Annotated in this window: 12 protein-coding genes; 2 read left to right on the top strand and 10 right to left on the bottom strand. The window is 65.8% G+C overall.

Annotated features, from left to right (window positions below):
• Positions 1-3: 3 nt before the first annotated feature.
• Positions 4-786, top strand: coding sequence for a GNAT family N-acetyltransferase (locus tag CXQ89_RS10905; RefSeq protein WP_104161230.1), 783 nt, complete (start codon positions 4-6; stop codon positions 784-786).
• Between the two features lie 52 nt (positions 787-838).
• On the opposite strand, the gene pdxS is transcribed toward CXQ89_RS10905, so the two are convergent.
• From pdxS to CXQ89_RS10945, 8 genes are all read right to left on the bottom strand, one after another.
• Positions 839-1,756 (bottom strand): pyridoxal 5'-phosphate synthase lyase subunit PdxS, encoded by a 918-nt coding sequence (pdxS, locus tag CXQ89_RS10910; protein ID WP_104161450.1) that lies wholly within the window; start codon positions 1,754-1,756, stop codon positions 839-841.
• A 177-nt stretch (positions 1,757-1,933) separates the two neighbouring features.
• Entirely contained in the window at positions 1,934-2,548 is a 615-nt protein-coding gene (gene pgsA / locus CXQ89_RS10915) for a phosphatidylinositol phosphate synthase (protein WP_104161231.1), read from the bottom strand.
• Positions 2,549-2,551: 3 nt separating this feature from the next.
• Positions 2,552-3,163 carry an HIT domain-containing protein gene (locus tag CXQ89_RS10920; RefSeq protein WP_104161232.1) on the bottom strand — a complete coding sequence of 204 codons (612 nt, stop codon included), beginning with the start codon at positions 3,161-3,163 and terminating at the stop codon, positions 2,552-2,554.
• Between the two features lie 22 nt (positions 3,164-3,185).
• Positions 3,186-5,198: a threonine--tRNA ligase gene (gene thrS, locus CXQ89_RS10925; RefSeq protein WP_104054009.1), complete on the bottom strand. Its 2,013-nt coding sequence runs from the start codon at positions 5,196-5,198 to the stop codon at positions 3,186-3,188.
• A 79-nt stretch (positions 5,199-5,277) separates the two neighbouring features.
• Complete coding sequence (locus tag CXQ89_RS10930) at positions 5,278-8,778, bottom strand: DNA polymerase III subunit alpha (RefSeq protein WP_104161233.1); 3,501 nt, start codon at positions 8,776-8,778, stop codon at positions 5,278-5,280.
• Positions 8,779-8,790: 12 nt separating this feature from the next.
• Positions 8,791-9,102, bottom strand: a complete 312-nt coding sequence (locus CXQ89_RS10935; protein WP_104054007.1) for a DUF6504 family protein — start codon at positions 9,100-9,102, stop codon at positions 8,791-8,793.
• A 165-nt stretch (positions 9,103-9,267) separates the two neighbouring features.
• Complete coding sequence (locus CXQ89_RS10940) at positions 9,268-10,917, bottom strand: MDR family MFS transporter (protein ID WP_104161234.1); 1,650 nt, start codon at positions 10,915-10,917, stop codon at positions 9,268-9,270.
• 44 nt (positions 10,918-10,961) lie between these two features.
• Complete coding sequence (locus CXQ89_RS10945) at positions 10,962-12,683, bottom strand: MDR family MFS transporter (protein WP_104161235.1); 1,722 nt, start codon at positions 12,681-12,683, stop codon at positions 10,962-10,964.
• Positions 12,684-12,873: 190 nt separating this feature from the next.
• Here CXQ89_RS10945 and CXQ89_RS10950 point away from each other — a divergent pair, with 190 nt between their 5' ends.
• On the top strand, positions 12,874-13,959 hold the full coding sequence (locus tag CXQ89_RS10950) for a DUF2776 family protein (RefSeq protein WP_219815590.1): 1,086 nt from the start codon (positions 12,874-12,876) through the stop codon (positions 13,957-13,959).
• Positions 13,960-13,971: 12 nt separating this feature from the next.
• Here the strand turns inward: CXQ89_RS10950 and CXQ89_RS10955 are convergent, their stop codons facing one another.
• The gene (locus CXQ89_RS10955) at positions 13,972-14,535 is read right to left on the bottom strand and encodes a DUF2087 domain-containing protein (protein ID WP_104161236.1); all 564 of its coding nucleotides are present in this window, start codon (positions 14,533-14,535) and stop codon (positions 13,972-13,974) included.
• Positions 14,536-14,630: 95 nt separating this feature from the next.
• A complete protein-coding gene (locus CXQ89_RS10960; RefSeq protein WP_104161237.1) occupies positions 14,631-14,972 on the bottom strand; it encodes a chorismate mutase in 342 nt (113 codons plus the stop codon).
• Positions 14,973-14,978: the final 6 nt, after the last annotated feature.

Consider the following 14,978-nt stretch of genomic DNA (forward strand, 5'->3'; position numbering starts at 1 on the left):
GCCATGGTCACCATTGCCGCCTGCCAGGAGCTGCATCAGGACTGGCTGAGGAACCTGGCCGGCGTCACCCGCGGCCGTACCTTCTCCACCCATGAGTCGGAATGGGCGTGGCTGCCGGCGAGGCGGCAGCTGGTGCTGCTGTATCCGCAGCGGATTTCACCGGCCGGCATTCGTCCCGGCCTGGCCGAGGGCATGCGGCTCGGTGCCCAAAGCGTTTCCGTATGGATGAACAACGCGGCAAGCTACGCACCTTTGGAGGCGTTCGGTTTCCGCAGGGGTCCGCAGCCGCTGTGGATGAGCGCCCCGGTGTCCGCGCCGCAGCAGTACAGCGCGGCCGCGGCGGCCCTGGACCCGGATCCTCCTGAGGTCACCGGGCCCGACGCCGACGAGCTCACTGCCGGCCGTACCCACCCGCGCACCGCCTGGCACCTGACCACACGGGGTGACGGGAAGGTGACGGGCCGTGCCTGGGTGTACGATCCGACCGCCGCCGACCAGCCGTCCAACACGCCGGATCCCATCACCGGCAGGCCCGGCATTCCCGCGGCACCGGCACGGAAACCCCGCAAAGGATCCCTGGCCGGAATTTTCGGTTTGTCCGTTGGACCTTCCAGCCGGCGCAGCGGCTACGGTACGGCCCTGCTGAGCCGCGCGGCTGCAGTGGCGGCCGCTGCCGGCGCCGACCGGCTGGCCATTAACGCTGCACCGGGAGGCGCCGAACTGTGCGCAGCCCGGGGATTCGAACTGATCGGCCGCGGACAATACCTGTTCCTGGACCTGCGCTAAGCGGGCTACCAGCCGGGCGTCACCCGGCCGGTAGCCCGCTGGGCTCGGCCGGCTACCAGCCGCGTTCGGCCAGGCGGTGCGGCTGCGGGATCTCGTCCACGTTGATGCCCACCATGGCCTCACCGAGTCCGCGCGAGGCCTTGGCGACCTCATCGGCGTCGTCGAAGAAGGTGGTGGCCTTGACGATGGCTGCCGCACGCTGTGCGGGGTTGCCGGACTTGAAGATGCCCGAACCCACAAACACGCCGTCCGCGCCCAGCTGCATCATCATGGCGGCATCAGCGGGAGTGGCTATGCCGCCGGCCGTAAACAGCACCACCGGGAGTTTGCCGGCCGCGGCCACCTCTTTGACGAGCTCATAGGGGGCCTGCAGTTCCTTGGCCGCGACGTACAGTTCGTCCTCGGGCAGCGAGGACAGCCGGGCAATCTCGGAGCGGATGGTGCGCATGTGCATGGTGGCATTGGAAACGTCTCCCGTTCCGGCCTCGCCTTTGGACCGGATCATGGCCGCGCCCTCGTTGATCCGCCGCAGGGCTTCGCCGAGGTTCGTGGCGCCGCAGACAAAGGGAACCGTGAATTTCCATTTGTCGATGTGGTTGGCGTAGTCGGCCGGGGTCAGGACCTCGGATTCGTCGATGTAGTCGACACCGAGGGACTGCAGGACCTGGGCCTCCACAAAGTGCCCGATGCGGGCCTTGGCCATGACGGGAATGGAGACGGTGTCGATGATGCTGTCGATCATGTCCGGATCGCTCATCCGGGAGACACCGCCCTGCGCGCGGATATCGGCAGGCACGCGCTCCAGTGCCATGACGGCCACGGCGCCGGCGTCTTCGGCAATGCGTGCCTGTTCGGCGGTGACCACATCCATGATCACACCGCCTTTGAGCATTTCGGCGATGCCGCGCTTGACCCGGCTGCTGCCGGTGACCGGAGACAGGGAACCGGACGCGGAAACAGGCACGGGCATGCCCTGGGGCTCTGGAATGTTCATGGAACTTCTCACCTTCGCGAAAAACCAATGCAGCGATCGCTGCTGCCCCAAGCCTAGGCTTTCAACGTCCCGTTAAGCAGACGGCCCGCCGCCGGATTGCTTCCGGTGACGGGCCGCTGGGAATTGCCTGTTTTGCTGAGGAGAATGCTGTGACTATCCGGCCTTGGGCAGCGCCTGCCGCCGAACTGCCAGCATCCGCTGGGCAATGGTGACGCAGCTGGCTGCGCAGAGGAGCATCAGGACCACCAGCAGCAGGATTTCGGGAACGCCCAGACCCACCAGGCCGGTGGCCACCAGCAGGGAGACTAGTCGTTCCGCGCGCTCGGCAATGCCCACGTTGGCGTTGAATCCCAGTGACTCCGCTTTGGCCCGGATGTAGGAAACCAGCATGCCCAGCACCAGGGCAATGATGGCGGCGATGCCGATGGCGTCGTTGTTGCCGCCGGTGAAGAACCAGATGCTTACCCCGGCAAACAGGGCGCCGTCGGCGAAGCGGTCCAGGGTTGAGTCCAGGAATCCGCCCCATTTTCCGGTCCGTGCCTGCTGGCGGGCCATGATGCCGTCGATGACGTCGGAAAAGATGAACGCGGTAATGAACAGGGTTCCCCAGAACAACTGTCCCAGCGGGTAGAACACCAGCCCGCCGATCATCACGCCCAGCGTTCCGGCGATGGTGACCATGTCCGGTGTGATCCCGCGGCGCAGCAGCCAGCTGGCCAGCGGGGTGAAAACGGCAGTGAAGAATCCCCGCGCGTATTTATTGAGCACGGATCAGTCCTCGCTGTCCTGGCCGGAGCCGCTGGCCGGCCAGGCGTCGGCCACCTGCTGCCGGACGTCGCCCAGCGTCTGGGTGATGGCCTTCGTCTGCGCGATGATCGGCAGGAAGTTTCCGTCCCCGCCCCAGCGCGGCACAATGTGCTGGTGCAGGTGGGCGGCGATACCCGCTCCCCCGGTGACGCCCTGGTTCATGCCCAGGTTGAAGCCGCTGGGGTTGGAGACTTTCCGCAGCACGCGCATGGCGGTCTGGGTCAGCGACGCAATCTCGGCCGTTTCCCGCTCATCAATGTCCGTGTAATCCGGCACGTGCCGGTACGGGCAGACGAGCAGGTGCCCGGCGTTGTACGGAAACAGGTTGAGGATCACAAAGGCATACTTGCCGCGGTGGACAATCAGTGATTCCTCGTCGGAGCGGCCAGGCGCGGCACAGAACGGGCAGTTGTGCTCCGAGGAGACCTGTTCCTGCCCGCCCTTGATGTACGCCAGGCGGTGCGGCGTCCACAGGCGTGCAAATGAATCCGGCACGCCTGCAAGCTCGAATGAGTCGGTGACTGCGGCATCCCCGGGATAGGGACTGCCGCCGTCGTCCTGGCTGCTGTTTTCCATCTGCACTCCTGCCGCCGCCGTCCTACTTGTCCCGGTTCCGTACGGCTTCGACAATCCGCTTGACGGCCTCTTCCACGGGCACGCCGTTGTCCTGGCTGCCGTCGCGGAAGCGGAAGGACACTGCTCCGGCATCGGCGTCGTCGCCGCCGGCAATCAGGACAAATGGAATCTTATCCTTGGAGGCGGTGCGGATCTTCTTCGGGAAGCGGTCGGTTCCGGTGTCCACCTGGGCGCGGATGCCGGCGGCCTTGAGCTTGTCGACGACGTCGAACATGTAGTCGTTGAACGCCTCGGCCACGGGGATGCCAACCACCTGAACCGGTGCCAGCCAGGCCGGGAACGCGCCGGCGTAGTGCTCGGTCAGCACTGCCATGAAGCGTTCCACGGAACCGAACAGGGCGCGGTGGATCATGACCGGACGCTGGCGGGTGCCGTCGGCGGCCTGGTACTCGAGCTCGAAGCGTTCGGGCAGGTTGAAGTCCAGCTGGATGGTGGACATCTGCCAGGTGCGGCCAATGGCGTCGCGGGCCTGGACGGAGATCTTGGGGCCGTAGAAAGCGGCTCCGCCCGGATCCGGGACCAGGTCCAGGCCGGATTCTTCGGCCACCTCGGCCAGGGTGCGGGTGGCTTCCTCCCACACGTCGTCGGAGCCGACGTACTTCTCCGGATCCTTGGTGGACAGTTCCAGGTAGAAGTCATCCAGGCCGTAGTCCTTGAGCAGGTCCAGGACGAAGTTCAGGGTGGTGGTCAGCTCGTCCTTCATCTGCTCGCGGGTGCAGTAGATGTGGGCGTCGTCCTGGGTCATGCCGCGCACGCGCGTCAGGCCGTGGATCACGCCGGACTTTTCGTAGCGGTACACGGAACCGAATTCGAACAGCCGCAGCGGCAGCTCGCGGTAGGACCGTCCGCGGGAGCGGAAGATCAGGTTGTGCATGGGGCAGTTCATCGGCTTCAGGTAGTAGTCCTGGCCGGGCTTGGTGACCTCGCCGGTCTCCGGGTCGGTGACCTCGTCCACGTGCATGGGAGGGAACATCCCGTCGCGGTACCAGTCCAGGTGGCCGGAGACCTCGTACAGGTGGCCCTTGGTGATGTGCGGGGTGTAGACGAACTCGTAGCCGGCTTCGGTGTGCCGCTGGCGGGAGTAGTCCTCCATGGCCTTGCGGATGATGCCGCCCTTGGGGTGGAACACCGGCAGGCCGGAGCCCAGTTCATCCGGGAAGGAGAACAGGTCCAGTTCGGTGCCCAGCTTGCGGTGGTCGCGGCGCTCGGCCTCGGCCAGGCGTTCCTGGTACGCCTTCAGGGCGTCCTTGGTGGGCCAGGCGGTGCCGTAGATGCGCTGCAGCTGCTGGTTCTTCTGGTCGCCGAGCCAGTAGGCGGCGGAGGAACGGGTCAGCGCAAAGGCGTTGGAGATCAGCTTGGTGTTCGGCAGGTGCGGGCCGCGGCACAGGTCGCACCAGATGACGTCGCCGGACTTGCGGTCCACGTTGTCGTAGATGGTGATTTCACCGGCGCCGACCTCGATGTTCGCGCCCTCGCCGGCTTCGTCTGCGCCGTCCTTTTTGCCCAGCAGTTCCAGCTTGTACGGCTCGTTGGCCATGGCTTCGCGGGCTTCTTCTTCACTCACCACGCGGCGGACAAATTTCTGGTTCGAGTTGATGATCTTCTGCATCATCTTCTCGAGGGTCTTCAGGTCCTCGGGGGTGAACGGCTCGGCAACGTCGAAGTCGAAGTAGAAACCGTCCTTGATGTACGGGCCAATGCCGAGCTTGGCGTCCGGACGCAGCTGCTGCACGGCCTGGGCCATGACATGGGCGGTGGAGTGGCGCAGCACGTTCAGTCCGTCTTCGGAGTCGATGGTCACGGCTTCAACGGCGGAGCCCGGGACAAGCTCCGTGTCCAGATCCTTCAGGACACCGTCCACGCGCATGACGACGACGTCGCGGCGGTCGAAGAACAGCTGTGCACCTGTGGTGCCAGTATCCACCGTGGTCTCCTCGTCGTTGACGATGAGGGTGAACTTCTCTGGCACTGACACGGTTGTCTCCTAGATTTCGTTGTATGGCGTCTGCGGCACGGCCTGGACACGGCCGGCTCTTTTCTGCGCCCCTTTGATGTTATCCGCTGGAGTTGGGCCCTACCAACCTGCCGCGCTGGGGACGGGGCAGCGGAAGCGAGGCAGTGTCCGCCAGGTTCCATGCTTCCAGGGCCTGCAGGCTCATGCCGCGCTCCCCTGTGCGGCGGGTCAGCCCCCGGATCAGCATCAGCTCGGTGCCGAAAAGGAGCGGACCGGTTTTCTCCTGTGCCTCGGTGAAGAACGTGCAGTCAACGCACCCGGTGCCGTCGTCGAGGCTGATGAACACCACCCGGCGGCCGCCGCGCATGGGCGGCGTTTGGGTGGCCACCCGGATGCCGGCCACGAGCACCTCGGAGCCGTTCCGCAGACCGATCAGGTCGCGGGCCTTGGTGACGCCCAGTTCGGCCAGCAGCGGACCGTAACTGTCGATGAGGTGGGCGCTGACGTCCACGGACAGCAGATCAAGTTCCGTGCGCACCTTCTCGCGCAGCGTCGGTTCGGGCAGTTCCGGCCGCAGGTTCTCTAGTTCGGTGTCGCCCAGCGGCAGCGCCAGCTGTCCGGGAATGGGATCGTATTTCCGCGGGGCCGGCCGCGGCGGCGCGGTGTCCAGATGGTGCAGCAGATCAGCGCGGGAGGCGCCGGTTCCGGTCTCCCGGGCCAGCGAATCGAAAGCTCCCAGGGAGGCCAGGCGCATCAGCGTAGCCCGCCCCACTCTGGCGCGTGCGCGCAGGTCGGCCAGGGAATCGTAGGGCTGGCCGGCGGTGATGCGCCGCAGCTCTGCCGCCGACAATCCGTAGATCCCGGCCAGGCTCAGCCGGATGCCCAGCTTCGAAGGCCGGGCCGGATGCCCGGGTGTTGCCGGAACCGCCGGCACCCGTTCCACCCGGTACTGCGCGCCGCTGCGGTTGATGTCCAGCGGCAGGATGGGGATCCCCATCCGCCGGGCCTCCGCCACCAGCAGGCGGCGCGGATACATGCCCGGATCGTGTTCGAAGATCCCCGCCAGGAAGGCTTCGGGGTGGTGGGTCTTCAGCCACGCGGACTGGTAGGTGGGCACCGCGAAGGCTGCCCCGTGCGCCTTGCAGAAGCCGAAGCTGCCGAAGGCCTTCAGCGTGCCCCAGACCTTGTCGATGACTTCGGCGCCGTAGCCCCGCTTGGCTGCTTCGGTGCGGAAGAAGTCTTCCACTGACTTTTCGGCATCCTCGTTGCCCAGCAGCCGGCGCAGTTCGTCGGCCTTGGCCAATCCGCAGCCGGTGAACACGTCAAAGGTGCGCAGCACCTGTTCATGGAACACCGTCACCCCGTGCGTTTCCGCCAGGACCGGCCGCAGGGCTTCGTGCGGATACACCTCCGGGGACCAGCCGTGCCGGTGTTCCAGGAACGGGCGCACCATGTCGGATTTCATGGGTCCGGGCCGGAACAGCGAAATGTCGATGATCAAATCATTGAACTCCCGCGGGGCGAGCTTGCCGATCAGTTCCCGCTGGCCCGGGGATTCGATCTGGAAGCATCCCAGCGTGTAGGTGCTGCAGATCAGGTCATACGTGGCCGGGTCGTCCAGGGGCACGGCGTCGAGGTCAATGGAGCCGTCCGCCAGCACATAGTCGGGACCCCGCCCCGCAGGTCCGACGGGGTGTGCACCGGCGCGGACGGTGTCCTCCTTGGTGGGATGCAGCCTGCGCACTTCCTGCAGCGCGTAGGCCATGGCGCTTTGCATCCGCACGCCCAGCACATCGAGTTTGAGCATGCCCATGGGATCCATGTCGTGTTTGTCGAACTGGGACATGGGCAGGCCCAGGCCGGAGGGTTGCACCGGTGTGCGGTCCAGCAGCGAGGTGTCCCCCAGGATCACGCCGCACGGATGCATGGAAATGTGCCGGGGCAGCCGGTCCAGGCGTTCGGTCAGGTCCACCAGCAAATCCAGTTGGCGGTTGCCCTGGACCCGTTCGGCGATGTCCCGCAGCTCGGGCTTTTCCGCGAGCGCTTCACGGAACTTGCGGGCGGAGAAGCGCCACAGCTGTTTGGCCACGGCGCCAATGTCCTCTTCGGCCAGGCCCAGGGCCATGCCGGCGTCGCGCACCGCTCCGCGCGCCCGGTAACCGTTCTGCATGCTCATCAGAGTGACCCGTTCGGCGCCGAAGCGTTCAAAGATGCGGTGATAGACGTTGTGCCGCTGGGCACTTTCAACGTCTATGTCGATGTCCGGAAGTGTGGAACGGTCCCGGGAGAGGAACCGTTCAAAAATCAGGTCATGGGCCAACGGGTTCACGTGGCTGATGCCCAGCAGATAGTTCACCAGTGAGGAGGCTCCCGAGCCCCGGGCAGCGGCACGCACGCCCATGCCGGTGATCATGGCGGAAACCTCGGCGACAGTCAGGAAGTAGGAGGCGAACCCGAGCCGTTCAATGATGCCCAGTTCATGGGCCAGCCGGTTGCGCAGCCGGGCTTCGGAGGCCGGATCCTGGGCGGGGAACCGGCGGCCGATGCCGGCTTCGCAGCGGCTTACCAGCTCGGCCATGGGTTCGTTGTTGATGCCGATCACCGAGGCCTCCGGAACCACCGGCTGCTTCCACCCCATGTCCAGCACCGGATCCATCCGGCAGGCATCGGCGAGCGCCTCGGTGTCCCGGAGCATCCGGGCTGCCCCGGCGGTTCCGTAGCCCGCCTCGTTGCTGATCTCGCGGGCAAGGGACTTCATCTGCGCGGCGCTCTTCAGCCAGCCCTGTCCGTTGGGCTGCAAATCCGGAAGCCGCCCCATGGAGGTCAGCGCCCGGGCTGCGTCCAGGACGTCGGCGGTGGCGGCGCCGTCGGCATCCACGTAACGCACAGCGTTGGTGAGGATGGCCGGCAGTTGCATTTCATCCGCCAGGCGGAGCATGCGCACGGCGTGGGCCAGGCTGAGGTTGGTCCCCGGGGCGCTGAGGTGGGCCACCACCTCCACGGCCAGTGATGCGCGCGGCAGCGTCTCCTGCCAGCGGCGAAAGAGTGTGCGGGCGACGGCGTAGCTGCGGCTGCGCATGGCGGTGCCGACGTCGGAATGCGGTCCCACCAGGACGGTCAGGAGCGGCTCGTGATTAGTGTCACCGCCGGTTCCGGGGCCGCGGGCACCGGAGCCCTCACCGCCGTCGTCGCCCGCTGCCCGTGACGCCAGCTGCGCCATGGTCACCCCCACCGGTTTGCTGCCCTTGCGTGCCGCGGACGCTGAGGTGCCGGCGTGTGCATCGGAAATCAGCCGGCACAGCGCGCGGTAGCCGGCCCCCTGCCGACGGCCGCGGGCCAGGACCACAACTCTTCCGGTGACCGGCCGGGCACCGGAAGCATCCGGCTCCCCCAGCACCGCCAGATCCACCCCCACAATCGGATCAACGCCGGCGTCCATGCAGGCGCGCAGGTGCTTGACCGTTCCGAACAGCCCGTCACGGTCGGTGCAGGCGAGCGCGTCTGCACCGTCGGCCGCAGCGGCCTGCGCCATTTCCTCCGGCCAGGACACTCCGTAGTGGGCGCTGAAGGCGGTGGCGGCATGCAGATGGGTGAAGCTCATATCCGGCAGTTCCTAGGCGCTTTCCCGCAGGGCGTCATGGATACGGATCAGGCGCCAGCGGCCGGAGCTGATGTCATGCGAGAGATCCAGGGTGCGCAGCGGCGAACGCGGGGTCAGCCGGGCCTGTACCCGCCAGATCTCTGAATCCACCAGCCCCGGACCGCGCCCGCGTTCCGCCCGGGCTTCCTCATCCCACCAGTTCCGGCGCTCATACCAGCGCACGGGATCCGCTGCCACCTTGTAGGTGCGGCCGCTCCAGACAAGCCGAAGCGGCTGGCCGGCGGGTGAGCACACCACCTCTACCGCCTCACTGAAGACACCCATTCCAGCTTCCTCCCAGCCGCAGGCGTGCCCGCACCCAAGCCGTCGCGGCGGCCAAAATTGGTTTGTGGACAGCAACTAATTCGAACATATGTTCTAACAGTTTCCAGTGTACGGCCATCATCTGACAATCGGCACTCCCGCCGCCGGATTCCTCCGCGGACGCCCCTAAGCTTCCTCCCCCGCTTCCGTCCGGACCTCGGTGGACAGCGGCGTCTCCCGGATAAACAGGCACAGCACCAGGGCTACTGCGACAATGGGCACACTGAGCAGGAAGATCGGCGGCAGCGCGTGTCCAAAGGCCGCGCCGATGAAATCCTGCACCGGCGCCGGCAGACCGCGCAGCGTCGCCGGGCTCAGGGAATTGATGTCCCCGCCCACCGCTGCCCCCGCCCCCTGCGGCGCCGCGGCAATCTCATTGCCCAGGCGGTGGATGAAGATGGAGCCGAACAGCGCAATGCCAAAAGAGGCACCGATCTGCCGGAAATAGTTCGCCGCGGAAATTGCAGCCCCCATGTCCCTGCCGGGGACGCTGTTCTGCACAATCAGCACCAGGTTCTGCATCAGCATTCCAATGCCCAGGCCCATCACCAGCATCCCCAGCGCCGTGAAGCTGTACGGCGTGGTGTCGGAAATCCGGGACAGCAGCACCAGCCCCGCAATGATCACCGCGCAGCCCAGGATCGGATAGATCTTGTACTTTCCCGTGCGGGAAATCAGCTGGCCGGTGCCGATGGAGGTGAGCAGCAGCCCGCCCATCATCGGCAGCATCATCAGTCCGGATTCGGTGGCAGTGGCCCGGTTGACCATCTGCAGGAAGGTGGGCAGGTAGGAAATGGTGGAGAACATGGCGATGCCCACGGAGATGCCCACCAGCACGGGCAGCAGGAAGTTCCGGTTGCGGAACAGGCCCAGCGGCATGATCGGCTCCCGGGACTTCAGCTCCACCCGCACAAATGCCGCACCCGCAGCCAGGGTCAATGCGGCCAGAGCCAGGATCTGCGGACTTGACCAGGCATAGGTGGTGCCCGCCCACGTGGTGAGCATGATCAGGGCGGCGCTCGCAACGGCCAGCAAGGCAGCGCCGGCGTAGTCCAGCCGCGGGCGGGCTCCCTGGGGTTTGGCCAGGTGCAGGGAGGTGACGACGACGGCGAGCGCCACCGCTCCGATGGGCAGGTTGATGTAGAAGACCCACCGCCAGGACCAGGCATCGGTGATCCAGCCGCCCAGCAGCGGTCCGCACACGGAGGCAATTCCAAAGGCTGCTCCGATCAGTCCCATGTACTTGCCGCGCTCGCGCGGAGAGACGAGGTCTCCCAGGATGGCCTGCGCGCCGATCATCAGTCCGCCGCCGCCGAGGCCCTGCAGTGCACGGAAGCCGATCAGCTGACCCATGTCCTGCGCCAGCCCGGACAGCATGGAGCCGACCAGGAACACCACAATGGCGAAAATGAAGATGCTCTTGCGGCCAAACAGGTCGCCGAGTTTTCCGTAGATCGGCAGGCCGATGGTTGCTGCCAGGATGTAGGCAGTGACCACCCAGGACAGGTGCTCGAGCCCGTTCAGGTCCCCCACAATGGTGGGCAGCGCTGTCGCCACGATGGTCTGGTCCAGGGCTGCCAGCAGCACGGACAGCACCAGCCCGGTGAAGACCAGGGACAGGTTCCGTTTGGGCATCGCCGCCGGCGCGGCCTCCTCCCGGTGCCGTCCGTGCTTTCGCGTACCCTGCAGCTGCGTACCCGGCGCAGGCCCCGGATTGCCGGGAACCAATGCTGCCGGGCTCGCGGCGATCCGTGGTGAAAGTGCTTTGTGGGACATGTGGTGCGGTCTCCTAGCCGGTGGTGCCTGATGCCGGTTAACGCTTACTTGGCGGTTGGTTCCTGCTCCGCATCTCCGAGGTGCACCCGCGCGGTCTCGGACAGCGGAATCTGTTTGATGAACAGGGTCATGATCAGGCCGGCGCCCAACGCCGGAATGCCGAGCAGGAAAATTGGCGGCAGGGCATCCCCGAAGGCCTGGGCAATAAAGTCCCGCACCGGCGCGGGCAGCATTTTCAGTTCGGACGGACTGATCGAGTTCACTCCGTTGCGGAGCACACCCGCAGCCTGGGCGGGGGCGTCCCCCACCTGGTCATTCAGCCGCTTGATAAAGAAGGAGCCGAACACCGCGATCCCCAGCGAACCTCCCATCTGCCGGAAATAGTTGGCGGAGGATACGCCGGTGCCCATGTTCTGCGCGGGGACGCTGTTCTGCACGATCAGCACCAGGTTCTGCATCAGTGCTCCGATGCCCAGACCCAGAACAAACATGCCCAGCGCCGTGAACCAGTAGGGCGTGGTGTTGGAAATCCGGGAGAGCAGCAACAGCCCAATGATCATCACGGCCGCGCCGAGGATGGGATAGATCTTGTACTTTCCGGTACGGGAAATCAGCTGCCCGGTGCCGATCGAGGTAATCAGCACGCCGGCGGTCATGGGCAGCATCATCAGTCCGGACATGGTGGCTGAGGCGCCGTTGACCATCTGCAGGAAGGTGGGCAGGTAGGAAATGCTGCCGAACATGGCCAGCCCCACGGACAGGCCCACCAGGGTGCAGACGAGGAAATTCCGGTTACGGAAGAGCTGCAGCGGCAGAATCGGCTCAGCGGTACGCAGTTCCACGGGGATGAAGACTGCAATGCCGGCGGCGGCGGCTGCTCCCAGCCAGAGGATGGTCGGGGACGTCCAGGCATAGGTGGTTCCGCCCCAGCTGGTCAGCATCACCAGCGCGGCGCTGATGACGGCCAGAAGGACGGCGCCCACGTAGTCCAGTGGAGGACGGGGTCCGGGCCTGTTCGGCAGGTGCAGGGAGGTGATGATCACGGCCAGTGCGATCAGGCCCAGCGGAAGGTTGATGTAGAAAATCCACCGCCAGGACCAGTACTCGGTTAAATAGCCTCCCAGCAGCGGGCCGCTCACCGATGCCAGCCCGAAGGCGGCACCGATCAGCCCCATGTACCGGCCGCGGTCGCGGGCGGAGACAATGTCACCGATGATGGCCTGTGCGCCGATGATCAGCCCGCCGCCGCCCACCCCCTGGATGGCCCGGTAGGTGATCAGCTCGGTCATGCTGTGCGCCTGCCCGGACAGGGCGGAGCCGGCCAGGAACACCGCAATGGCAAAGACGAAGATGTTCTTGCGTCCCAGCAGGTCGCCGAGTTTGCCGTAGATCGGCAGTCCGATGGTGGAGGTGAGCAGATAGGCCGTAATCACCCAGGACAGGTGGTCCAGGCCCTGGAGGTCTCCCACAATGGTGGGCAGCGCCGTCGACACAATGGTCTGGTCCAGGGCCGAAATCAGCACGGCCAGGATCAACCCGGCGAAGACCAGCCCTGTTTGCCGCCGCGCGTGCGGTGCCGGAGCACCGTCGCCGGGGCCGGCGGGCGGTCCGCCGCGCCGGCCCCGGGGAGTTGCGCTGGCGGGTGCGTTTGGCGCAGCGGGTGGGGAGGCCAGCAGATGGGACGATGCCGGTGAACCCAGATCGGTGGCCGCGCGCGATACGGGGTGGGTGGCTTCTGCGCCGTGGGCGGTAAATTTGGCGGCCATTGACGCTCCTTGGGAGTTCGTCCTGAATAGTGCCGGACCAGACAGCACTTTCCATTCGACGCCCGGCATCCTGCCAAGTCAACGGTCCGTGCGGCGGGCGGCACGTTGCACGGCCAGTGGCGCTCCTTGGGCCTTCCGGCGTTGTTCCGCCCGTGCCGCAGGCGCAAACTGGCACTACCGCCGACCGGCGATGAAAGAAACCGCACGGGATCCGCCAATTCTCTCGGGGCAGGCCATGAACCACACCATCAGCATCATTTTTCGCGCCATACCGCTTCTGATGGGCGCTGTTTGCCTGTCCTACGGCCTCTACATCCTGGCCGGGCGGGACGATGCCGATCACTTTGTCGCAGGACACGTCAACGTGGGGCTGACCGCCATCTGTTATGCACTGTTCACGACGGCGGCCACCATCATCAGACAGCTCATCGACCGCTACGGACGCGTCTGGGGAATCGTCCTGCCGCTCTCCGGCTATGTGGTTGCCGCCGCCGCCGTCATTTGGGGCATCGTTCTGGCCAACCGGGACAACACCGCGCAGAACCTCACGGCGGGCTTCGTTGTGATTGGCGTTGGCCTGGTCGCGGCGTGCGTCAGCACCGTTGCCGCCGCATCCACAAAGTTCACGCTGATCCAGTCAGCACAGTTGCTCAATCCTCTGGACGGCCCGCCGGAGGGCGCCCACTCCCGCACCGTCGGCGCCGTCATGATCACGGTTCCGGCGGCGGCCGCCGTCGTCGGCTTCTGTCTTGCGACCGGACTGTTGGTACGCGGAGACACTCCCGGGTTCGTTGCCGGCCACGTTCTGATCGGTCTTTCAGCGATCTGCACGGCGCTGATCGCCCTTGTCGCGAGCATCGTGCGCCAGGTGCGCAACGCCTTCAGCGACGGCGAGCGTTTCGCCTGGGCCTGGCTGGTCGCGGCCGCGGGCACGGTCAACGCAGTGCTCGGACTATTCGTGCTGTTCAGCTCCAGCGAGCCCTATCGGCTGGCTCCGGGGTGTGTGCTGATCGGCCTCGGACTGATCTGCTTCAGCATCCTGTCGAAAGTGCTGCTGCTGGCCCTCGTTTGGCGCCGCACGTTTGCCCTGGCCAACCGCATCCCGCTCATGCCCATCGGAACAGCCCTGACCTGTCTGTTCTTCGCCGCGTTCCTCTTTGAAGCCGCAGACACCCAGCCGGCGTTCTTTGTCGGCGCGCACGTGCTGGTTGGACTCGGAGCCATCTGCTTTACGCTCTTCTCCATCGTGTCGATCCTTGAAGAGGGAACCTCGTAGCAGCAAGTTGCACTAAGCAAATTCCATGCCGTCCGCCGGGCGCGGACTTGCCAGCCAGTAACGCGATCCCTCCGGATTGCGCAGGACGATCCCCTCATCCACCAGGTAGCGGCGAACGGCGGCGGGATCGGTGGAATAACCGACCAGGCGGCCGGTGATCTCCCTTTCGGTCAGGACGGGAACCTCTCCCGGGGGTGCCGGAACGGATTCGAAGACGTGGCCGGCAACGTAGTGGAGCAACTCCAGCCGGTCGGCCTGCCGCCGGGGATACGAAGAGATTTTTCCGTTCACAAGGAACCTGCGCACCGAGGTATCCGGTGCTTCCTTGCCGCTGGCCAGCAACCGGGCAAACACACCGCCTGCGGGATGGACATCGCACGCGCCGGAGGTAACCAGGCCGGCCTTTTGCAGTACGGCCAGCGATTTGCGTTCCTTGGGGTCCAGGTCCTGGCCGTCAAGGGGTGCACCCCGCTCGGCAGCCGTGACTATCCGCGCATAGAGCCGCAGCCGGCGCTCATCCGCGAGCGCAGCAGCGATGGTCCGCCATTGTTCCGGTGCGGTCTGTTCCTGGTCCATATCTGCTTCTCCCCCTGGCTGCTGTCCCGGTGCGGGGCACCTATGACGTGTGAGTACCGTACCCCACACCTGCAATCCGGCATCCCGCCCGTCAGCTAGCTGCGGGAAAAGGCATCCAGTTTGGCCTGCGTCTGCGCTTCATGCCGCACTTTGAGCTCGTAGTCGATGAAGGCATCAATCATGGCCCGGTACGTGGCCTCCACCACTGTGGGGTCACCATCCTGGGCTTGTGCTGTGGTTCGGACATGCTCGAGGACCTCCTCGACGCGCGCGGGAGCTTTGACTTCGGCGTCGTTGTCCTTGAGGGAACCGGCGAGGCGCACCAGCCGCTCCCGGCGCCAGATCAGCGCCACGATTTCCTCGTCGATTTCATCGATGGCGGTGCGGACATCGTCCAGCTGGGAGGTCATGGATCGTTGGTGATCAAGGCTTTCCATGACAAT

This window comes from Arthrobacter sp. ZGTC212, from assembly GCF_002929255.1.
Classification (GTDB): Bacteria; Actinomycetota; Actinomycetes; order Actinomycetales; family Micrococcaceae; genus Arthrobacter_B; species Arthrobacter_B sunyaminii.